General features: G+C 71.6%; 18 protein-coding genes. 14 read left to right on the top strand and 4 right to left on the bottom strand.

Annotated elements, in window-relative coordinates; translation table 11 throughout:
- From ACFVQG_RS20600 to ACFVQG_RS20590, 3 genes are all read left to right on the top strand, one after another.
- Window positions 1-411: a RidA family protein gene (locus tag ACFVQG_RS20600; RefSeq protein WP_383384977.1), complete on the top strand. Its 411-nt coding sequence runs from the start codon at window positions 1-3 to the stop codon at window positions 409-411.
- Window positions 412-519: 108 nt separating this feature from the next.
- Window positions 520-1,974 (top strand): GntP family permease, encoded by a 1,455-nt coding sequence (locus tag ACFVQG_RS20595; protein ID WP_383384975.1) that lies wholly within the window; start codon window positions 520-522, stop codon window positions 1,972-1,974.
- 110 nt (window positions 1,975-2,084) lie between these two features.
- Window positions 2,085-2,606: a hypothetical protein gene (locus ACFVQG_RS20590; protein WP_383384972.1), complete on the top strand. Its 522-nt coding sequence runs from the start codon at window positions 2,085-2,087 to the stop codon at window positions 2,604-2,606.
- Here ACFVQG_RS20590 and ACFVQG_RS20585 read toward each other — a convergent pair whose 3' ends face one another.
- Window positions 2,607-3,962, bottom strand: coding sequence for a M14 family metallopeptidase (locus ACFVQG_RS20585; RefSeq protein WP_383384969.1), 1,356 nt, complete (start codon window positions 3,960-3,962; stop codon window positions 2,607-2,609).
- Window positions 3,963-4,315: 353 nt separating this feature from the next.
- Here ACFVQG_RS20585 and ACFVQG_RS20580 point away from each other — a divergent pair, with 353 nt between their 5' ends.
- The 4 genes from ACFVQG_RS20580 to ACFVQG_RS20565 all read left to right on the top strand — a co-directional run bounded on the left by ACFVQG_RS20580 (window position 4,316) and on the right by ACFVQG_RS20565 (window position 9,701).
- On the top strand, window positions 4,316-6,715 hold the full coding sequence (locus ACFVQG_RS20580; RefSeq protein WP_383384966.1) for an ATP-binding protein: 2,400 nt from the start codon (window positions 4,316-4,318) through the stop codon (window positions 6,713-6,715).
- Between the two features lie 53 nt (window positions 6,716-6,768).
- Window positions 6,769-7,680: an anti-sigma factor RsbA family regulatory protein gene (locus ACFVQG_RS20575; protein ID WP_383384963.1), complete on the top strand. Its 912-nt coding sequence runs from the start codon at window positions 6,769-6,771 to the stop codon at window positions 7,678-7,680.
- Between the two features lie 92 nt (window positions 7,681-7,772).
- Window positions 7,773-8,276 carry an ATP-binding protein gene (locus ACFVQG_RS20570; protein ID WP_383384960.1) on the top strand — a complete coding sequence of 168 codons (504 nt, stop codon included), beginning with the start codon at window positions 7,773-7,775 and terminating at the stop codon, window positions 8,274-8,276.
- A 96-nt stretch (window positions 8,277-8,372) separates the two neighbouring features.
- Complete coding sequence (locus ACFVQG_RS20565; protein WP_383384957.1) at window positions 8,373-9,701, top strand: Nramp family divalent metal transporter; 1,329 nt, start codon at window positions 8,373-8,375, stop codon at window positions 9,699-9,701.
- Here ACFVQG_RS20565 and ACFVQG_RS20560 read toward each other — a convergent pair.
- The 3 genes from ACFVQG_RS20560 to ACFVQG_RS20550 all read right to left on the bottom strand — a co-directional run bounded on the left by ACFVQG_RS20560 (window position 9,694) and on the right by ACFVQG_RS20550 (window position 13,433).
- Window positions 9,694-10,962 (bottom strand): hypothetical protein, encoded by a 1,269-nt coding sequence (locus tag ACFVQG_RS20560; RefSeq protein WP_383384954.1) that lies wholly within the window; start codon window positions 10,960-10,962, stop codon window positions 9,694-9,696. The two genes, ACFVQG_RS20565 and ACFVQG_RS20560, sit on opposite strands and share 8 nt — an antisense overlap.
- A gap of 54 nt (window positions 10,963-11,016) precedes the next feature.
- The gene (locus ACFVQG_RS20555; protein ID WP_383384951.1) at window positions 11,017-11,526 is read right to left on the bottom strand and encodes a SigE family RNA polymerase sigma factor; all 510 of its coding nucleotides are present in this window, start codon (window positions 11,524-11,526) and stop codon (window positions 11,017-11,019) included.
- Between the two features lie 197 nt (window positions 11,527-11,723).
- Entirely contained in the window at window positions 11,724-13,433 is a 1,710-nt protein-coding gene (locus ACFVQG_RS20550) for a chitinase (RefSeq protein ID WP_383384948.1), read from the bottom strand.
- A gap of 395 nt (window positions 13,434-13,828) precedes the next feature.
- On the opposite strand from ACFVQG_RS20550, the gene ACFVQG_RS20545 reads away from it, so the two are divergent.
- The 7 genes from ACFVQG_RS20545 (at window position 13,829) to ACFVQG_RS20515 (ending at window position 19,841) form a co-directional block, all read left to right on the top strand.
- Window positions 13,829-14,677 carry a hypothetical protein gene (locus ACFVQG_RS20545; RefSeq protein ID WP_383384945.1) on the top strand — a complete coding sequence of 283 codons (849 nt, stop codon included), beginning with the start codon at window positions 13,829-13,831 and terminating at the stop codon, window positions 14,675-14,677.
- A gap of 110 nt (window positions 14,678-14,787) precedes the next feature.
- A complete protein-coding gene (cpaB, locus tag ACFVQG_RS20540) occupies window positions 14,788-15,492 on the top strand; it encodes a Flp pilus assembly protein CpaB (protein WP_383384942.1) in 705 nt (234 codons plus the stop codon).
- 9 nt (window positions 15,493-15,501) lie between these two features.
- Complete coding sequence (locus ACFVQG_RS20535) at window positions 15,502-16,761, top strand: CpaE family protein (protein ID WP_383384939.1); 1,260 nt, start codon at window positions 15,502-15,504, stop codon at window positions 16,759-16,761.
- 3 nt (window positions 16,762-16,764) lie between these two features.
- The gene (locus tag ACFVQG_RS20530; protein WP_383384936.1) at window positions 16,765-17,163 is read left to right on the top strand and encodes a TadE/TadG family type IV pilus assembly protein; all 399 of its coding nucleotides are present in this window, start codon (window positions 16,765-16,767) and stop codon (window positions 17,161-17,163) included.
- 1 nt (window position 17,164) lies between these two features.
- Window positions 17,165-17,521 carry a TadE/TadG family type IV pilus assembly protein gene (locus ACFVQG_RS20525; protein ID WP_383384933.1) on the top strand — a complete coding sequence of 119 codons (357 nt, stop codon included), beginning with the start codon at window positions 17,165-17,167 and terminating at the stop codon, window positions 17,519-17,521.
- Window positions 17,522-17,544: 23 nt separating this feature from the next.
- Entirely contained in the window at window positions 17,545-18,885 is a 1,341-nt protein-coding gene (locus ACFVQG_RS20520) for a CpaF family protein (protein ID WP_383384931.1), read from the top strand.
- An 11-nt stretch (window positions 18,886-18,896) separates the two neighbouring features.
- The gene (locus ACFVQG_RS20515; protein WP_383384928.1) at window positions 18,897-19,841 is read left to right on the top strand and encodes a type II secretion system F family protein; all 945 of its coding nucleotides are present in this window, start codon (window positions 18,897-18,899) and stop codon (window positions 19,839-19,841) included.
- Window positions 19,842-19,865 lie beyond the last annotated feature (24 nt).

Raw genomic sequence — 19,865 nt, 5'->3', positions numbered from 1 at the left:
GTGACAGAGAAGACCGCCCTCACCCCGAAGACCCACACCACCCCGCCCGCGAAGTTCTCCCACGGCGTCCGCAAGGGCAACATCCTCCAGGTCGCGGGCCAGGTCGGCTTCCTGCCCGCCGAGGAGGGCAAGCCGCCCACGCCCGCCGGGCCCACCCTGCGCGAACAGACCCTCCAGACCCTCGCCAACGTCAAGGCGATCCTCGAGGAGGGCGGCGCCTCCTGGGACGACGTGATGATGATCCGCGTCTACCTCACGGACGTGGACCACTTCGCCGAGATGAACGACCTCTACAACGCCTACTTCGAGGCCCAGGGCCTGACCCGGCCGCCCGCCGCCCGCACCACCGTCTACGTCGGTCTGCCCGCGGGCCTGCTCATCGAGATCGACGCGCTCGCCGTCCTCGGCTGACGCCCCCTCAACCCCCGTACGCCGTCACCGGGGCGGCACCCCATGCGGTGCCGTCCCGCGATCCTCCCTGCCCGAAAGCAGTATGCACTTACTCAGAGGACCCCCTTCATGTCCCCCGAAGCCCCACCGCACACCGGCGGCCTGCTCCTCCTCATCGACGGCACCGCGGGCCTGCTGACCGTCGCCGCCCTCGGTATCGCCCTGCTCCTCTTCCTGATCATCAGGACCCGGCTGCAGCCCTTCGTGGCGCTGCTCGCCGTCTCCATAGCCGTCGGCCTGCTGGCCGGGCTGTCGGTCACCGAACTCTTCGGCACGGTCCAGCGCTCCGACGCCGTCTCCACCATCGAGTCCGGCATGGGCGGCATCCTCGGCCATGTCGCGATCATCATCGGCCTGGGCACCATGCTCGGCGCCATCCTCGAAGTCAGCGGCGGCGCGGAGGTGCTCGCCTCGCGGCTGCTCAACCTCTTCGGCGAGAAGCGCGCGCCGCTCGCGATGGGCATGACCGGCCTGATCTTCGGCATCCCGGTCTTCTTCGACGTCGGCATCTTCGTCCTGGCCCCGATCGTCTACGCCGCCGCCAAGCGCTCCCGCAAGTCGATCCTGCTGTACTGCCTGCCGCTGCTCGCGGGCCTGTCGATGACCCACGCCTTCCTGCCGCCGCACCCCGGCCCGGTGGCCGCCGCCGGGCTGCTCCACGTCGACCTCGGCTGGGTCATCCTCATGGGCGTCGTCTGCGGCATCCCCGCGGTGCTGGCCGCCTGGGCGTTCTCCGCGTGGATCGGCCGCCGGATCTTCGTCGCCGTGCCGCAGGACATGGTGGAGGCAGCTCAGGAGTCCAAGCAGGCCGTCTTCGCCGAGCAGCGGGCGGCCGGGGTCGAGCCCCGGGAGGCGCCCGTCGCGCTCGGCACGGTGCTCGCGATCATCGGTACGCCGCTGATCCTGATCCTCGCCGCCACGTTCTCCTCGATCGCCCTGGACCCCTCCACCCTCCGCTCGGTGATCGAGTTCTTCGGCCACCCGTTCGTGGCGCTCACGATCGCGCTGCTGCTGGCGTACTACGTCCTCGGCATCCGGCGCGGCTGGTCCCGCAGGTCCCTGGAGACGGTGTCGACCTCGTCCCTCAAGCCGGTCGGCAACATCCTGCTCGTCGTCGGCGCGGGCGGGGTGTTCGGGGCCGTGCTCAAGGCGAGCGGGGTGGCGCAGGCGCTGTCGGACACCTTCAACGACGTGGGCCTGCCGGTGATCGTGCTGTCGTACCTGATCTCGCTGGTGCTGCGGGTGGCGCAGGGCTCGGCGACGGTGGCGATCGTGACCACGGCGGGCATCGTGGCGCCGCTGCTGGCGGAGGGCGACCACTCGCAGGCGTTCATCGCGCTGGTCATCATGGCGATCTCCGCGGGCTCGATCTTCGCCTCGCACGTCAACGACGGCGGCTTCTGGATCGTCGCCAAGTACTTCGGGATCAGTGAGCGGGACACCCTGAAGACCTGGACCGTGCTGGAGTCGGTGCTGTCGGTGGCGGGGTTCGTGGTCGCCGCCGTCCTGAGCGTCTTCGTCTGACGCGTCTTCGTCTGACGCGTCCTCGTCCCACGCGTCTTCGTATAACTCTTCGTTCACTGATACGGGGGCTGGCTGTGTCCGGCACAGGTTCTTGGACCATACTGCCCGCTGTGGAGCAGCGCATAGGTTCGAGCAGCCAGCCCCTGGAAGGCGCCGGATTCGACCCGGCCTTCGTCCCCGGGCTCACCTCACCCGTGTCGGGGAAGGCGGAGGAGTCCGCCGAGGACACCGAACCGGAGGAGACGCAGGAGGCGCCGGAGCCCGAGGGGACCGACGAGGCGCCGGAATCCGAGGGAGCCGACGAGGCGCCGGAGCCCGGGGAGGAACCCGTCGACGGCCCCGTGTTCGAGGCCGCCGACCGCCGGGCCCGTATCGTCGCCGACCACAAGGGCGTACGACTCGCCCTGGACGACCAGGAGTGCGAGTTCCGCTGGGACGAGATCGGGGCGGTGGAGACGGAGACCGGCCGTTTCGGCAAGCGGTACACCGTCACCGTGCACACTCCTGACCGGCGCTGGTACCCGATCGAGATCGAGGCACCGGCCAGGAGCCGCTTCAAGGAGTGGGACGAGAAGCTGGACGCCGTCCTCGACGCGTACTTCGAGGACGACGCCGAGCAACCGGCCGAGTGACTAGCAGTACTGGGCTTCCTTGCCGATGGAGCGGTACATGCAGTCCGAGTTCTCCAGCAGTTGGAGCACGGCGTCCCGGTTCCGGGACGTCTCCCGCTCGATCACCTCGTCGGGCGGGTAGAAGCCGCCCCCGGAGCTGCTGCGCGGATACATCTCGAAGGTGTAGCCGAAGATCTTGTGCGCGCCCCAGAGGTAGTCGTCGATCGACCCGTCCGTGATGTAGAGGTCGCTGGACTGCTCCGGGGTGTAGCCGTTGCTGGCGGCCATCTTCTGACCCACCGTCGCGAACGCGTTGCGGTCGTCGGCGGTCAGACCGGGCGCGGTGTCGGAGTAGGTGTAGCCGTACGGCCACAGGATCAGTTCGCTGTACGTGTGGAAGTCGACGCCCGTCTTGATCTGCTGCACCCCGCCGACGACGCGGCTGCGCACGAAGTTGGCGACGACCCGCACCTCGGGCGCGGACTCGGGGGCCGAGCCGCGGTAGGTCTCGGAGGACGTCGAGCCGGAGGAGCCGCCGCAGCAGCCCCACTGGTAGTTCCAGTTGCGGTTGAGGTCCGTACCGACGTAGGAGGAGCCGGAGTTGGGCTGGCGGTTCTTGCGCCAGGAGCGGTAGGAGCCGCTGGCGATGTCGTACTCGCCGCCGTCCGGGTTGAGGTCGGGGATGATCCAGATCTCGCGGTTGTTCACCATGTTGGTGACGCGGGAGTCGCTGCCGTAGTCGCTGGTCAGCTCACGCAGCAGATAGAGCGCCATCTCCACGGTGAGGTGCTCGCGGGCGTGCTGGTGGTGGGTGAACAGCACCTCGGGCTCGGACTCGTCGGTGCCGACGTTGTCGCTGATCTTGATCGCGACGATGTTGCGGCCCTGGTAGGAGGTGCCGATGACGCGCTGGCTGGCGATGGACTGGTTGGCCGAGACGATCGAGTTGATCTCGCTCGTCATCTCCGCGTAGTTGTGGTAGCGGGAGTCGGCCGACGGGAAGTCGTAGAGCCGGATGTCGTCCGCGGCGGACGAGCGGTCCGGGACCTCGCCGAGCGCGGTGACGTCGTAGCCGAGGCCGCGCAGCTTGCGGATCTGGTCGGCGCGGCCGGAGACGACCACGCCGTGGCCGTGCACCTCGTCGATGCTGACGCCCGAACGCAGCAGCGCGGTGCGGGACTTGGCGTCCGAGTGCATGTGGACCTCGTACTGGCGGATGTCGTCCGCCGAGGCCGCCGCGGTGCGTTCGGCGCCGGTCGCGGTGGCGTCCGTCGCGGTGACGGCGAGGGGGGCGGCGAGCGCGAAGGCCGCGAGGGCGGCCAGGGCGGCGGTGCGTCTGCCGGATCGCGCGCCTGAGCCGCGTGGGCGAAGTCGCATGAAATCTCCTTGGTACTCCAGGAATTCCGGGGTCTCCGGAAGTGGGGAGGGAGTGGAGCGGGGGGTGGTGCTTCCGTGCGACGTGCTGTTCGTCGTGTGGCGCTCATGGTTGAGGGTGTGGCATGAACGGGTCAAGAGCGAATCGTGGTCTGCTGGCCTGAATCCCGCCAAAATCAGCCGCGCAGTGTACGCGGGCGGGGTACGGGGGGCGCGGCGTGCCGCAAAGAGCACCCGGGGGTGTGACGCGGGGCGTGCATATATGTGAGGCGCGGCGAGAGGGTGGGCGCGCAGAGGACGACAAGAGCCAAGGAAAGCCAAGGAAAGCCCCCACCGCTGAAGAGGACTGGCTGATCATGGGCGGATCAGCGTCGCGACGGGACTGCGGGCTGCCGGTCGAGACGACCAGTTTCGTCGACCGGCGGGCCGAACAGGCCGAAGGCCGCGAACTGCTGGCGAGGGCCCGCCTGGTCACCCTGACCGGGCCGGGCGGGGTCGGCAAGACGCGCCTCGCCGCCCGGATCGCGGCGCGGGTCGCCCGCGCGTTCCCGGACGGCGTCCGCTTCGTGGCGCTGTCCGGGCTGCACGACCCCGCGCTGGTCCCGGTCGCCGCCGCCACCGCGCTGGGGCTGCACGACCACTCCGCGCAGCCGCCGCTCGCCGCCCTGGTCGAACAGGTCCGTGACCGACGTCTGCTGCTCGTCCTCGACAACTGCGAACACCTGCTGGACGCCTGCGCCGAACTCGCCGCCGCCCTGCTGCGCGGCACCACCGGCATCCGCCTCCTCGCCACCAGCAGGCACCGGCTCGGCCTCACCGAGGAACACCTCATGGACGTACGGCCGCTGGCGGTGCCCGACCCGGACGCCGGGCTGACCGCCGCGGACGACGCCGGACCCGCCCTCGCCCTCTTCGCCGACCGGGCCGCCGCCGTCGTCCCCGGCTTCCGGCTCACCCCCGGCAACCGGGCCGCCGTCGCCCGGCTGTGCGGACGCCTCGACGGGCTGCCGCTGGCCATCGAGCTGGCGGCGGTCCGGATGCGCGTCCTCGACGTCGAACAGCTCCTCGCCCGCCTCGACGACCGCTACCGCCTGCTCACCACCGGCTCCGCCGTCCTGCCCCGCCACCAGACGCTGCGCGCGGCCGTCGACTGGAGCCACGACCTGTGCACCCCGCAGGAGAGACTCGTCTGGGCCCGCCTCTCCGTCCTCGCGGGCTCCTTCGACCTGGAGACCGCCGAGGCGGTCGCGGCGGACGGGGAGCGCGTACGCGCCTACGACGTCCTGGAGGCGGTCGCGGGCCTGGTCGACAAGTCCGTACTCACCCGCGAACCTGACCCGGACCCCGGCCCGCCGGGGGACGCCGCACCGGAGACACCGCCCCCCACCGCCCCCCTCCGCTACCGCCTGCTGGACACCCTCCGCCACTACGGCCTCGACAAGCTGCGGGAACTCCCCGGCGAGGAGGTCACGGCGCGGCGGCGGCAGCGGGAGTGGGTGCAGGGGAGGGTGGCGGCGTGCGAGGCGGCGTGGTTCGGGCCGGGACAGAGCGGGATCGTCGCCCGGCTGTCGGCCGACCAGGACCACCTGCGCGCCGCCCTCGACTTCAGCCTCCGCACCCCCGGCGAGGCCCCCGCCGCGCTGCGGCTGGCCGGGGCCCTGTGGTTCTACTGGCACGCGTGCGGCGCCCCGCGCGAGGGCCGCTACTGGATGGAACGCGCCCTCGACGCCAACCCGGAGGACAGCCGGGAACGCGCCCGCGGACTGTGGGTCGAGGGACTGCTCGCCGCCGCCACCCAGAACCTCGCCCTCGGCCGCCGCCGCGCCGAGGCCGCGCACGCCCTCGCCCTGCGCCTCGGCGACGAGGCCGAGGCCGCGCACGCCGGGTATGTCGTCGGCGTCATCCGGCTGTTCGGCAACGACCTCACCGGCGCCCTCGCCCACTTCCGCGCCGGGGTCGACCGCGGCCGGGTGCCCGGTCAGCATCTAAGCCTCGTGGGCCTCGACCGCGTCGAACTGGCCTGCGCCCTGTCCTTCCTGGGGCGGCCCGACGAGGCCATCGCCGTCTGCGAGGACACCCGCAGGCTCTGCCAGGAGCACGGGGAGGAGTGGGTGCTGTCGTACGTGCTGCGCATGTTCGCCCTCGCCTACACCGTGAAGGGCGACCGCCGCCGGGCCGAGCGCCACGCCCACGAGGCCCTGCGCCGCAAGCTCGCCGTGCGCGACATCATCGGCATCGGCCTCACCCTCGACCTGCTCGCCGAGATCGCCTCCCACGGCACCGACCTCGAACGGGCCGCCGTCCTGCTCGGCGCCGCCGACCGCGTCTGGGCGGACATCGACCGCGACCGCTGGGGCTCCACCCCCCTCGCCACCGCCCGCCACGACAGCGAGGCCCGCGCCCGCAAGGCCCTCGGCGACGACGCCTACCAGCGGTGCCACCGGCGCGGCGGCGCCCTCGGACTGACCGGGGCCGTCGGATACGCGCTCGGCGAGCGCGAACGGGACGGCGGCCGACGGCCGTCCGGCGCCGCCCCTCAGCTCGCCCCTCAGCTCGCCCCCCAGCTCACCCCCCAGCTCACCCGCCGCGAACGCCAGGTCGCCGACCTCGTCGCCGAAGGGCTCGGCAACCAGCAGATCGCCGACCGCCTGGTCATCGCCCGCCGCACCGCCGAGGGACACGTCGAACGCATCCTCAGCAAGCTCGGCTTCAGCAACCGCAGTCAGATCGCCGCCTGGGTGACCGCCCAGCGCTGACCGCGCCCCCCAAGCCCCCACACCCCCCGCCCCTACGACCGAACAGGGAAACCATGCCGCTACCCGCCCCCACGGCCCTGGACACCTTCGACCACCGCATGACCGCCTTCGGCACCGACGACGACTTCCTCGCCGCCGCCCTGCCCTTCCTCGCCGAGGGCCTCGCCGCCCCCGGCGAACCCGCGCCCGTCGCCATCACCGCCCCCGGCAGGCTGGACCTCCTGCGCGACGCCCTCGGGGCGGACGCCGAGCGGGTCACGTACATCGCGCACACCGACTGGTACACCGGCTCCGCCGCCAACGCGGTGGCCCGGAGCGCCGGTTACGTCACCGCCCACGCCGCACCCGGCGGCCGTGTCCACCTGCTGATGGAGCCCGACTGGGGCGGGCGCGCCGGACGCTCGGCCCGGGAGAGCGCCGAGTGGCTGCGCTACGAGGCCCTCGCCAACCTCCTCTTCGCGCCGCTCGCCACGACCGCCCTGTGCGCCTACGACACCCGTACCGCGGGCGCCGCCGTGGTCGCCGCCGCCCGCCGCGCGCACCCCGGCACCGGCGTCTACACCGACCCGGCCGTCATCGCCGCCGAACTGGACGCCGTACCGCTGCCGGAGCCGCCGCCGGACGCGCACCGGCTGACCGGCGCCGTGGACCCGGACGCCGTACGCGCCTGGGCGAGCGGCCAGGGCCTGTCCGCCGCGGACGCGGAGCTGTTCGCCGCCGCCGTCGGCGAGGCCGTGAGCGCCGTCGGACCCGTCACCGGCGCCCTGCTGTGGGGCGCGGCCCCGGCCTGCGTCTGCGAGGTGCGCGCCTCCCGCCCGGTCGCCGACCCGCTCGCGGGCTTCGTCCCGCCGACCGCCCCCGGTCTTGAGCCCGGGCAGGGACTGTGGTTCACGCGGCAGGTGTGCGCGTACGTCGACGTACGGGACGACGCCGGGGGCAGTTCCGTGCGCCTCCAGTTCAAGTAGGGGTGCGGGTTCAGGTGGAGAAGCGAGTGCAGGTAGGGAAACGGGTAGTCCTCCCCGTGTGCTCCGGTGCCACGCCGGTCACCCTTGAGGACATGCTGGAACTCTCCGGGCGGCGCCTCCCGGACGACCGTGACCCTCGGTACGGCGCGTATCCGCAGCCCCCGCTGGGGGCGGGCCACGCGAGTGTCGAGTACGACCCCCGTCCGTCCGCCGTCCGCGAGGCCCGCGCGGAGGTACGCAAACGACTGGAGGAATGGGGCCTCGCGGACCGGGACGACACCGTCGACAGGGCCGAACTGGTCGACACGGCGGAGCTGCTGGTCAGCGAGTTGGCCACCAACGCCCTGCTGCACTCCGCCAGCCGCTTCCAGCTCACGCTGACCGCGGCCCACGGCGTGCTGCGCTGTGAGGTCGCCGACGCGGGCCGTCGCACCCCGCAGGTACTCGACGCGGGCGCCTCGGAGAGCGGCCGGGGCATGTTCCTGGTCTCCGCCCTCGCCCGGCGCTGGGGCTGCCATCAGGACGGGCCGGGCAAGACCGTCTGGTTCGAACTCGGCACCTGCGCGTGCGACGGCTGCGGACGGCGACAGCCGTAGCACGCGCATCACACAAAGGGGGGAGGGCGTGCGGAGATCGCGGTGATCGGCGCACGCCCTCTTGCCCGGCCGCCACCCTTCCGCTTTCTTGACCCCATGGCGGACACCACGGGAAACACCAGGGAAACCGGCACGTCGGACAAACCCACGCCCCGCGCGTCCAGTTGGCGCTCCCTCGGACCCGGCATCGTCGTCGCCGCGACCGGCGTCGGCGCCGGTGACCTGGTCGCCACCCTCATCGCGGGCAGCAGCTTCGGCTACACCCTGCTGTGGGCCGCCGTCCTGGGCTGCCTGGTGAAGATCTCCCTCGCCGAGGCGGCGGGCCGCTGGCACCTGTCCACCGGCCGCACCCTCTTCGACGGCTGGGCCAGCCTCGGCCGCTGGACGACGTACTTCTTCGTCGTCTACGTCGTCATCTGGGGCTTCGTCTACGGCGCCGCGGCGATGTCGTCGAGTGCGCTGCCGCTCCAGGCGCTGTTCCCGGACGTGATGGACCTCGAGTGGTGGGCCATCGCCTGCGGCCTGGTCGGACTGGTGTTCGTCTGGTTCAACAAGTACGCGGTCTTCGAGAAGGTCATGACCGTGCTCGTGGGCGTGATGTTCGTGGTGACCGTGTACCTCGCGGTCCGGGTCACCCCCAACCTCCCCGACCTGCTCGCCGGGCTGCTGCCCGTCCTCCCCGACGAGAAGGACTCCGTGCTCAACACCCTCGGCCTGATCGGCGGCGTCGGCGGCACCATCACGCTGGCCGCCTACGGCTACTGGGTCAACGCCAAGGGCTGGACCGACTCCGGCTGGATGAAGGTCATGCGCCTGGACAACCGGGTCGCCTACCTCACCACCGGCGTCTTCGTCGTCGCCATGCTCATCGTCGGCGCGGAACTCCTGCACGCGGCGGACATCGCCCTGGCGGGCGGCGACAAGGGCCTCGTCCAGCTCGGGGACATCCTGGAGGCCGAGTACGGCACCGCCACCGCCAAGTTCTTCCTGATCGGCTTCTTCGCCACCTCCTTCACCTCCCTGATCGGCGTCTGGCACGGGGTGAGCCTGCTGTTCGCCGACTTCGCCGCCCGCTACCGGGGGCGGGCGACGGCGCGGGGCGAGGAGGTCGCGTCCGGTGCCCGCGAACGCTCCTGGCCCTTCCGCGCCTACCTCCTGTGGCTGACCTTCCCCCCGATCGTCCTGATCTTCCAGGGCCAGCCCTTCCGCCTGGTCATCGTCTACGGCGTCCTCGGCGCCGCCTTCATGCCGTTCCTCGCCCTCACCCTGATCTGGCTCCTGAACTCCGCCCGCACCCCGGCGGAGTGGCGCAACGGCCCGCTCAGCAACGGCATGCTCGCCGCCGCGGGGCTGCTGTTCCTGGTGCTGTGCGTGAAGCAGATCTGGGACCAGCCGTGGTCGGACTTCCTCGGCTTCCTCAGTTGAACCAACGGGGGTCGAGGGCGATCTCGCGCAGTTGCGCCATGGTCAGGGCGGGCTCCCCGCGGGTCGCGGCGGTGTGCTGCGCCTCGCTGTTGAAGGCGCTGACCAGCACGCGGGAGCCGTCCGTGCGCAGAGTGTCCACGGACCACATCACGACACCCTCGCCGCCCTTCTCCCCGGGCTCCTGGCGCTCGGCGACCCGCGTCCCGTCGCCCAGGGTCTCGTCGTCGGCGTCGAACAGGTCGCCCGCGACACCGGACATGCCCGTCTGCACGGTGACCTGCACCAGGCTGCGGCCCTGGCCGTCGTCGACGACGACGTACCCGTACTCGGTGCTGTCGTCACCGCCCTCGGAGACCACGTCGAGCCCGTCGGGCAGCCGGTCGACGAGCACCTGGGTGACGGGCGGTCCCAGCACCGGCGGCGGCTCCGCCCCGGCCCCCCGGTCCGGGACGCCCTTGGGGTTCTCCGGGATGGTGTCCGCGGCGTCCCGCCACCGCTCGGCGGTGGCGATCTGCGTCAACTGCTCCGCGCTCAGGGGCGGGTCCGGCCGGGTGATCGGCGCGTCCTTCTCCGCCTCGGCGTTCCACTCGGTGACGCTGACGTGGTGGCCCTCGGGGGTGACGAGCTGCGCCTGCCAGAGCTTGGTGTCGACGCGGCGGTCCGGATACTCGTACCCCTTCATCAGCATGAGCAGCGAGCCGTCCGGCAGCTTGGTGGAGTCGCAGTCGTCGTACGGGACGTACACCTTGTCGGGGCAGGTCGTCAGGTCCCGCGCCCCCGCGCTGCCCGGCTCGATCCGGGCCAGACTGACGCCGATGGCTCCGCCGCCCCGGCCGTCGTCGTACACGACCGTCGCGAACGGCGTGCCCGCGTCCGCGCCGCCGCTGTTCTCCCGGCTGACCTCGCCCTCGGGGAGCAGGGACTTGAGGGTGGCGATCATCTCCGCCCCCGTGACGGCGCCGGTCCCTTCGCTCGCGGTGGGCGAGGCGGCCACCCGCTGCCCGCCGTCGGCGGCCGGGCTCGCGCTCCCGCCGCCGCCGGGCAGGACCAGCGCCCCGCCCACGCCCACCAGGGCGAGGGAGGCCGCCCCGCCGAACACCGCGGCCCGGCGCCGCAGCCGCAGCCGTCGGCCACGCGCCTGCCCCGCGGTGACCAGGTCGGTCCCGTCGGTGTCGAAGGCGTCACCGGTCTGCCGCAGGGCGGCCCCGAGCCGCCGCTCGAAGGGGTCGGCCGACGATTCCTCGGAGGGTCCTACGGGCATGGCGAACCACCCTTTCCTGAAGGTGAGGTGAGTGAGGCGAACGGAGGGGATGTCTCAGGCGGCGGCGTACTCGGCGAGGTCCTCACCGAGCAGCGTGCGCAGCCGGGCGAGGGCGCGCACGCACCGGGTCCGCACGGCGGCCGAGCTGACGTGCAGGACGTCGGCGGTCTCCTCGACGCTGCGGTCCTCCCAGTAGCGCAGGACCACGACGGCGCGGTCCTTGGCGGACAACTGGGCGAGCGCGTCCAGCAGGGTCAGCCGCAGGGCCGTGTCCCCACCGCGGGTGTCCGCCGACTCCGGCACCGCGTCGGTGGCCCGCTCGGTGCTGCTGCGCCGCCGCTTCTGGGCGAGGAAGGTACGGGTGAGCACGGTCTGCGCGTATCCGGCGGGGTTCCCGGCACGGCTCACCCGGTGCCAGCTGACGTACAGCCGCCCGAGCGTCTCCTGGACCAGGTCCTCCGCCAGATGCGTGTCACCGGCGGTGAGCAGACACGCCGACCGGTACAGATGCCCGGCGCGCACCGCCGCGAACTCCGCGTACTCATCGGCCCGCGCCTGTCTCATATGCCGCTCTCCCCGCCCACCGATGTGCTCGTCGTCGTCCTGACACCTCATTGATGCGGTGGACCCGGGGAAATGTTTCACAACACCTCCGTCACGGCACGCCCACCGGGAGGCGTGGCGCCCCCGCCCGGTGACCGCGCACGACGACGGCCGGTGCGTCCGCCGACGCACCGGCCGTCGAGACGTACCGCCGCTGGCTACGGCAGCCCGTGCACCTTGGGTCCGACCGCGTTGGACCAGGTGTTGCCCGCCGTCGCGTCCCAGTTCGTGGACCAGGTCATCGCGCCGCGCAGGTCGGGGTAGGTCCGGGACGGCTTGAAGGAGCCGCAGTTGGTGCCCCGGGTCAGACAGTCCAGGGCGTTGTTCACCACGGTCGGTGAGACGTAGCCGCTGCCCGCGGCCCGCGTCGAGGCGGGGGTGCCGATGCCGACCTGGGAGGGGGCGAGGCCGCCCTCCAGCTGGATGCAGGCCAGGGCGGTGAGGAAGTCGACCGACCCCTGCGAGTACACCTTGCCGTCGCAGCCCAGCATCGAACCGCTGTTGTAGTACTGCATGTTGACGACGGTGAGGATGTCCTTCACGTTCAGGGCGGTCTGGAAGTAGGCGCCCGACGTGGACTGCATGTCGATGGTCTGCGGGGCCATGGTGAGGACCATCGAGGGGCCCGCCTTCTGGGACAGCGACCGCAGCCCCTGGGACATGTACGTGGCGTTGAGGCCGTTCTCCAGGTCGATGTCGACGCCGTCGAAGCCGTACTCCTGCATCAGGGCGTGGACCGAGTTGGCGAAGTTGGTGGCCGACGCCGAGTCGTTGACGCGGACCGTCCCCAGCTCGCCGCCCACCGAGATGATGACCTTCTTCCCGGCGGCCTGCTTGGCGCGGATGTCGGCCTTGAACTGGTCGACCGTGTAGCCGCCGAGCCCCGCCGAGTCCAGGTTGAAGGTCACGGCGCCCGGCGTCGCGGTGGCGTCGGCGAAGGCGACGGCGATGATGTCGTACTGCGCCTGTACGTCGGAGAGCCGCTGCACGGCCGCGCCGTTGTTGAAGTTCTGCCAGTAGCCGGTGACGGCGTGCTTGGGCACGCCCGTGCCGCCGCCCGGGTTCGTGGTCGTCGTCCCCGTCACGGCCGTCGACTTGGCCGACTCACCGGCCGCGTTGGTCGCCGTGACCTGGAAGGAGTACGAGGTCGAGGGCGCCAGCCCGGTCACCGTGGCCGAGGTGCCGGTCACCGCCGTCACCTTGGTGCCGTTGCGGTAGACGCTGTAGCCGGTCGCGCCCGAGACGGTGTTCCAGTGCAGGGAGACCGAGGAGGCGGTCGTGGACCCGACCGCCAGGCCGGTCGGGGTGGCGGGGACCACCGGGTCCGGGTCGGTGCCTCCGCCGCCGTCGGGGCCGAAGACCGACACGTCGTCGACGTGGTAGGGCTGCTGGCCGTACCAGCCGTGCGTGTAGACCGTCACCGAGGTGGTGTTGGCGCCGGTGGTGAAGGTCGTCGACAGCTGCTTCCAGCTCGTGGAGTCCGGGGTCCAGGTGGAGACGTCCGTGGTGCCGGTGCCCGTGGCGCCCAGATAGGCGTACCCGCCCTGCACCCAGGCGCTCAGTGCGTACGTCGAGTTGGGGCGGACGGCGACCGTCTGGGTGCAGCGGGCGTTGTCCTGTCCGGCGGGGGTCGCCTTGAGCGCGGCGGAGCCGCCGTGCACCGGGGAGGATACCGTCGTACCGCTGTTCGCGGAGCAGGTCCAGTGCGCGAGGCCCGACTCGAAGCCCGCGTTCCTGGCGTTGTTGACGTCCGCGGCGGACGCCTGCTGGGCGGTGGTGAGGGAGAGGGCGAGCGCGGCGGTGACGGCTCCGGACCAGAGTCGTATCCGACCGCTTCGGGAGCGTCTGGGTCTGCGTGCGCGGTCCACTGGAGCCTCCGGTGGGGGAGTGGGGGTCGTAGCGGGACGACGGTGGCCACCGTGCGCCCTACAAGTTGGTCTAGGCCAATTGAGTTGTCAAGAGGTCCAGACCAACCGCTTCGGCGGGGGCGGCGTGAACAACAGGCCTTTTTCGGACGGCCGTAGAGAGGGGTGGTGTCAACCGGCGCGGCACCGGGGTACGCCTTCACGTGGGGTCGGGATGGTCGTCCTGCCCCGGTTTGACGTGTCTTGTGCAACGACAGTTGCTCCACAGCTACAGAAACGCTGTTCTCCGGTCATCGGGGCGTGGATACAGTGCTGAGGTAGTCACGCAGTGAAGTCGTCCAGGGCCGCCCGAGTGATCACGGCGAGGCCGCCGGGCATGGGGAAACGGGGAGCTGCGCGTGCCAACTGCCATTGCCGTGACCAGCGCCGACATGGCGCTGCCGCCGCAGGACGAGCGGACCATGCCCGCCGTCGTCCTGGGGGACCTCGACACGCGCCCGCTCGAACAGGTGCTGGCCGAAATGGTGTCCCTGATCGAGCTGCACGGGCATGTGATCGTCGTCTGCTCCCAGGCCGTCCCCGCCGCCGTGGAGCGGCGCCTGCACACCGTACGCTCCATCCTGGAGAGCGACCGGATAGCCCTCTTCCGCCCCGATCTGCCGCCGCTCGGACTCGCCGTCCTGGCCCGGCAGTTGCGCCAGCTCGCCTCCTGTGACCTGTCCCCGGGAGTCCTCGCCTCCGCCGGGCGGCTCCTGACCCACTACATCCACTCCGGGGCGCTGCTCGGCTCCGTCGCCAAGCTCGACCGGGTCCCGGTGAGCCTGAAGTCGCACGCCAAGTCCTGGATGCCGGGCAGTCAGTTCGGAGTCGTCGCCCATCCCGAGCCGCAGCTGGTGCGCATCGGGCCCGAAGCCCGCCTCGCCGGTCCCGAGTTCGGCACCTGGATGCTGGTCGCCAGGGGCCAGCTCCAGTCCGACTGGGTCACCGGCACCCTCGCCCCCGCCTGGAAGGTGCAGGGGATGCGGGAGGTGGCGCCGCCCGCCGAGTCCGCCGTGTGGTGGGGGACCGGCAGACTGATCGAGTTCTGCACCTACCTGCCCGACCTGTCGGTCCTCTACCAACTGGTCACGTCCGTGCGCCAGGGCAGCTGCCACTGGTGCGGCATCGACGTCATCGGCGACCGCTGCGTCTTCTGCTCCGCCACCGCACCGCCCGTCGAGAACCAGAGAGCCCTCCCGGCCGGATGAGCCCCCCCGTCCGCGGCCCCCGCACCACCGGCAACCGCCCCTTGGGCAACCGCACCGCTCGCACGACTCCTGCCCGCTCGACCGATATCCCCAATGAGGTTGTACGGTTCATGAACTCCCGTCAGCGCCGCGGCGTGATCCTCCTGCTGCTGTCCGTCCTCTGCGCCCTCGCCGCGTTCGCGGGCGTCCTGTCCGTCATCAACGACGTCGAGTCCAAGGTCGGCCCCGAGGTCACCGCCTACCGCGTCAAGTCCGACGTAGCGCCCTATACGACGCTCAGCACGGGCCAGTTCGAGAAGATCGATATGCCCGAGCGCTGGCTGTCCGAGAACGCGGTGACCGACCTGCGGCAGATCGAGGGCAAGATCGCGGTGACCACCCTGCGCAAGGGCTCCCTGCTCCAGAGCGACATGATCGTCAACCAGCCCGCGCTCCAGGCGGGCGAGCAGGAGGTCGCCATCATGATCGACGCGGCGACCGGGGTGGCGGGCAAGATCACCCCGGGCTCGACGGTCAACGTCTACGCCACCTTCGCCGGTGAACGGGAGGGCGACCCCGCCCAGTCCAAGATCATCGTCACCAACGCCCGCGTCCTCGACGTCGGCAGGCTCACCTCCCTGGAGCCCGACCAGGACAACCGGGGCCGCCCCACCGACGCCGTCCCGATCACCTTCGCGCTGTCCACCATCGACGCCCAGCGCATCACGTACGCCGAGTCGTTCGCCCAGCGCGTCCGGCTCGCCCTGGTCGCGCCCGGCACTGACACCACCGTCCCGGAGACCGACCGGACGTACGAACTCGCGAAGGACAAGTGAGAGGCCCGCATGCCCACGAGGATCCTGCCGGCGGTCGGCGACGCGGACGCGGTCCGGTCCATCACGACCCTGCTCAGCCAGCTCCCGGACGCCGAGCCGGTGGCCCCGGTGGTCGACTCCACCCAGCTCGTCGACACCCTCGCCCGGCTCGCCGCCGAGTCCGTCGACGAACTGCCCGAGGTCGTCGTCGTCCATGAGCGCATCGGCCCCGTCCCGGCCCTGGAACTCATCCGGGAAGTCGCCCTGCGCTTCCCCGCCGTGGGGGTCATCCTCGTCACCTCCGACGCCAGCCCCGGCCTGTTCTCCGCCGCCATGGACTCCGGCGCCCGCGGCCTGGTCGCCCTCCCGCTCAGCTACGAGGAACTCGCCCACCGCGTCCAGGCCGTCGCCCAGTGGTCCGTCGGCGTACGCCGCCACCTCGGCCACGGCGGCGACGTCTTCACCGGCGTCGGCGGCACGGTCGTCACGGTCAGCGGCGCGAAGGGCGGCGTGGGCGCCACGCTGACCGCCATCCAGCTCGCCCTGGCCGCGGGCGCCTCCGGCCGCGGGGTCGTCCTCGTCGACATGGACCTCCAGTCCGGCGACATCGCCTCCTACCTGGACGTCCAGTTCCGCCGCTCCGTCGTCGACCTGGCCGCCATCACCGACATCTCCCCGCGCGTCCTGGCCGACGCCGTCTTCCGGCACGACACCGGCGTGGCCCTGCTGCTCGCCCCGGGCGAGGGCGAACGCGGCGAGGAGGTCACCGACCGGGCCGCCCGGCAGATCGTCAGCGCCCTGCGCTCCCGCTACGAGACCGTCGTCATCGACTGCGGCGCCCAGATGAGCGGCGCCAGCGCGGCGGCGGTGGAGATGGCGGACACGGCCGTGCTCGTCACGACCCCCGACGTCGTCGCCGTCCGCGGCGCCAAGCGCATGGTCCGCATGTGGGACCGCCTCCAGATCCGCAAGGCGGAGGAGACCACCGTCGTCGTCAACCGCCACACCCGCGGTACGGAGATCCAGCCGCCGCTGATCCGCAGGATCACCGGCACCACGGTCGCCGCGACCGCGATCCCCGCCAACTTCAAGGAACTGCAGGGCGCGGTGGACGCCGGACGGCTCCACGAACTCGACAGCAAGAGCGTGGTCAAACAGGCCCTGTGGGCCCTCGCGGGCGAACTGGGCCTCGTCAAGGTGCCCGACGGCGCCCAGAAGGGCGGCGGCCGGATGCGGGGCGGAGACCGGGGGGCGCTGACCTTCCGGCGGCGCCGGGACGGAGGGGGTTAGCCGATGTGGACGCCGACGCGGATGCGGGTGCGGCGCGAGGACCGGGACCGGGGCCAGGTGGCGATCGAGTTCCTGGGCATGACCCCGCTGATCATTCTGACGCTGGTGCTGCTGTGGCAGTTCGTGCTCGTGGGGTACACCTTCACGCTCGCGGGGAACGCTGCGGATGAGGCGGCGCGGGCGGGGACGGCGGCGGAGGACCGCCAGGCCGCCTGCGAGGCGGCGGCGATGGAGGACCTGCCGGGGGCGTGGGAGGGGGCGGCGTCGGTGAGCTGTGGGGAGAGCGGCGGCCTGGTGACGGCGGATGTGAGGCTGGAGGTCCCGGTGCTCTTCCCGGGCGCCGTCGGCTTCCCCTTCCAGGTGGACGGGCACGCGGGGGCCGTGGTGGAGGAGACGGGCTGAGATGACGTATCGCACGGGCCGTCGTGACCGGGGCCAGGTCGCCATCGAGTACCTGGGCTTCCTCCCGATCCTCCTCATCGTCGCCATGGCGGGCATCCAGCTCGGCATCATCGCCTACACCGCCCAGCAGGCCGGTACGGCGGCCCGGACGGGGGCGCGCAGCGCCTCGCTGGAGGGGCCGACGCAGCAGGACTGCCAGAACGCGGTCAGCGACTGGCTGGCCGACGGCACCACGTGCGTACCGACGGACCTGGGCGACGAGGTGCGGGTGACCGCCACCGTGGAGATCCCGTCGATCGTCCCCGGCTGGGACTTCGGCCCGGCGACCAAGACCGCCACCATGCCGTCGGACGACTGAACGAGGAGCGAGGTGTACGGCGAATGAGCCTGCGGGCACGCATCAACTCCCCCGAGGAGAACGGCCACCGTGGCGAGGACGGCCACCTGGTCGCCTCCTACCGCGCCAAGCTCCTGGAGGAGATCGACCTCGCGGAGATGAGCGCGCTGGCGGCGGCCGAGCGCAGGGCCCGCCTGGAGCGGGTCCTCGGCCACATCATCAGCCGTGAGGGCCCGGTGCTGTCGACGGTCGAGCGCTCGCAGCTGATCCGCAGGGTGGTGGACGAGGCCCTCGGCCTGGGCATCCTCGAACCCCTCCTGGAGGACGCGTCGATCACGGAGATCATGGTGAACGGCCCGGACGCGATCTTCGTGGAACGAGCGGGCCGGGTGGAGCAACTCCCCCTCCGCTTCGCCTCGAACGACCAGCTCATGCAAACGATCGAACGCATCGTGTCCACCGTCAACCGCCGCGTGGACGAGTCGAACCCGATGGTCGACGCCCGCCTCCCCTCCGGCGAGCGAGTGAACGTCATCATCCCGCCCCTGTCCCTCACGGGCGCCACCCTCACCATCCGCCGCTTCCCCCGCTCCTTCACCCTCCAGGAACTGATCGGCTTCGGCTCGCTCGACGAGCACATGCTGTACCTGCTCGCCGGACTGGTGCAGGCGAAGTTCAACATCATCGTCTCGGGCGCCACCGGCACCGGGAAGACGACCCTGCTGAACGCCCTCTCCGGCCTGATCCCCGACCGCGAGCGCATCATCACCATCGAGGACTCCGCGGAACTCCAGCTCCAGCAGGCCCATGTCATCCGCCTGGAGTCCCGCCCGCCGAACGTCGAGGGCAAGGGCCAGGTCACCATCCGCGACCTGGTCCGCAACTCCCTGCGCATGCGCCCCGACCGGATCGTGGTCGGTGAGGTGCGAGGCGGCGAGTCCCTGGACATGCTCCAGGCGATGTCGACGGGCCACGACGGCTCCCTGGCCACCGTCCACGCCAACAGCGCGGAGGACGCGCTGATGCGCCTCCAGACCCTCGCTTCCATGTCCGACGTGGAGGTCCCCTTCATCGCCCTCCACGACCAGATCAACAGCGCGGTGGACGTCATCGTCCAGCTCACCCGGTTCGCCGACGGCGCCCGCCGCATCACCGAGATCGCACTGGTCGACAGCCACGGCGGCGAACCGTACCGGCTGGCCACCGTCGCCCGCTTCGACGCCCAGCCGATGGCCGCCGACGGCCGTGTCTACGGCTCCTTCCAGTACTTCCCGCTGCCCCGCCGCGTCGCCGAGCGCCTCTACATGGCGGGCCAGCCCATCCCCCAGGCCTACGGCGTCGCCCAGTCCGCCGCCCAACTGACCGCCCGAGAAGCAGGTAAGTAGGTCCCGTCCCCATGGCACTCGAATCCCTGGTCACCCTCACCACCGGCGTCACCCTGCTGGCCTGCGTCCTGGCCGTCACCGGCTTCCACGCCTACGCCATGGGCAAGGCCCAGCGCCAGGCCCTGGTCGACCGCCTCTCCGCGACCGGCCAGATCCCCGTCACGGGCCGCAAGCGCCACTTCCGTGACCTGGACCGCCGCCTGCGCCGCACCCAACTGGGCAGGAAGCTGGAACTCCGCCTCGCCGCCACCGGTCTCGACATCACCCCCGGCGAGTTCTTCGCCGCGATGCTCGCCACGGTCGCGGGCCTCTGGCTGATCGGCCAGGCCACGCTCGCCCCCTTCTTCGGCCCGATCGCCGGACTGCTCGGCGTCTGGGCGGCGACGCAGTTCCTGAACTGGCAACGCCAGAAACGCATCGAGCGCTTCATCAACCAACTCCCCGAACTCTCCCGCATCATGGCCAACGCCACCCAGGCGGGCCTCGCCCTGCGCACCGCGATCGGCATGGCGGCGGAGGAACTGGAGGCCCCGGCAGGCGAGGAACTGGCCAAGGTCGCCCACCAACTCGCCCTCGGCGCCTCGATGGACGACGCCCTCGGCGAACTGGCCGACCGGCTGCCCTCCCGCGAACTGGTCGTCCTCGTCACGACGCTCGTGCTGTCCAACCGGGCGGGGGGTCAGGTCGTGGGGGCGTTGCGGAATCTGACGGAGACGTTGGAGGAGCGGAAGGAGACTCGGAGGGAGGTGCGGACGCAGTTGTCGCAGGTGAATATGACGTCGTACGCGGTGCCGATCATGGGCGTAGGGGCCCTGCTGCTGATGAACAGCATCGAAGACGGCGCACTCGAGCGCATGACGGGCTCCCCGATCGGCCAGGGCGCGGTGATCATCGCGTTCGCGATGTACGCGGTCGGCTTCCTGCTCATCCGTCGCCTGTCCCGCATCGACGTCTGAGACTCCGAGAAGGGAGGTCGAGTC

Origin of the sequence: Streptomyces sp. NPDC057877, assembly GCF_042796855.1 — a bacterium.
Lineage (GTDB): Bacteria > Actinomycetota > Actinomycetes > Streptomycetales > Streptomycetaceae > Streptomyces.
Note: the sequence above shows the minus strand (reverse complement) of the source record. Positions and strands in the feature narration are given on the sequence as shown.

Excerpts from the sequence above, each read along its gene's own strand:
- ACFVQG_RS20595 (WP_383384975.1), top strand. The coding sequence starts at position 520 with ATGTCCCCCGAAGCCCCACCGCACACCGGCGGCCTGCTCCTCCTCATC.
- ACFVQG_RS20585 (WP_383384969.1), bottom strand. The coding sequence starts at position 3,962 with ATGCGACTTCGCCCACGCGGCTCAGGCGCGCGATCCGGCAGACGCACC.
- ACFVQG_RS20580 (WP_383384966.1), top strand. The coding sequence starts at position 4,316 with ATGGGCGGATCAGCGTCGCGACGGGACTGCGGGCTGCCGGTCGAGACG.
- ACFVQG_RS20575 (WP_383384963.1), top strand. The coding sequence starts at position 6,769 with ATGCCGCTACCCGCCCCCACGGCCCTGGACACCTTCGACCACCGCATG.
- ACFVQG_RS20570 (WP_383384960.1), top strand. The coding sequence starts at position 7,773 with ATGCTGGAACTCTCCGGGCGGCGCCTCCCGGACGACCGTGACCCTCGG.
- ACFVQG_RS20565 (WP_383384957.1), top strand. The coding sequence starts at position 8,373 with ATGGCGGACACCACGGGAAACACCAGGGAAACCGGCACGTCGGACAAA.
- ACFVQG_RS20560 (WP_383384954.1), bottom strand. The coding sequence starts at position 10,962 with ATGCCCGTAGGACCCTCCGAGGAATCGTCGGCCGACCCCTTCGAGCGG.
- ACFVQG_RS20555 (WP_383384951.1), bottom strand. The coding sequence starts at position 11,526 with ATGAGACAGGCGCGGGCCGATGAGTACGCGGAGTTCGCGGCGGTGCGC.
- cpaB (WP_383384942.1), top strand. The coding sequence starts at position 14,788 with ATGAACTCCCGTCAGCGCCGCGGCGTGATCCTCCTGCTGCTGTCCGTC.
- ACFVQG_RS20535 (WP_383384939.1), top strand. The coding sequence starts at position 15,502 with ATGCCCACGAGGATCCTGCCGGCGGTCGGCGACGCGGACGCGGTCCGG.
- ACFVQG_RS20530 (WP_383384936.1), top strand. The coding sequence starts at position 16,765 with ATGTGGACGCCGACGCGGATGCGGGTGCGGCGCGAGGACCGGGACCGG.
- ACFVQG_RS20525 (WP_383384933.1), top strand. The coding sequence starts at position 17,165 with ATGACGTATCGCACGGGCCGTCGTGACCGGGGCCAGGTCGCCATCGAG.
- ACFVQG_RS20520 (WP_383384931.1), top strand. The coding sequence starts at position 17,545 with ATGAGCCTGCGGGCACGCATCAACTCCCCCGAGGAGAACGGCCACCGT.
- ACFVQG_RS20515 (WP_383384928.1), top strand. The coding sequence starts at position 18,897 with ATGGCACTCGAATCCCTGGTCACCCTCACCACCGGCGTCACCCTGCTG.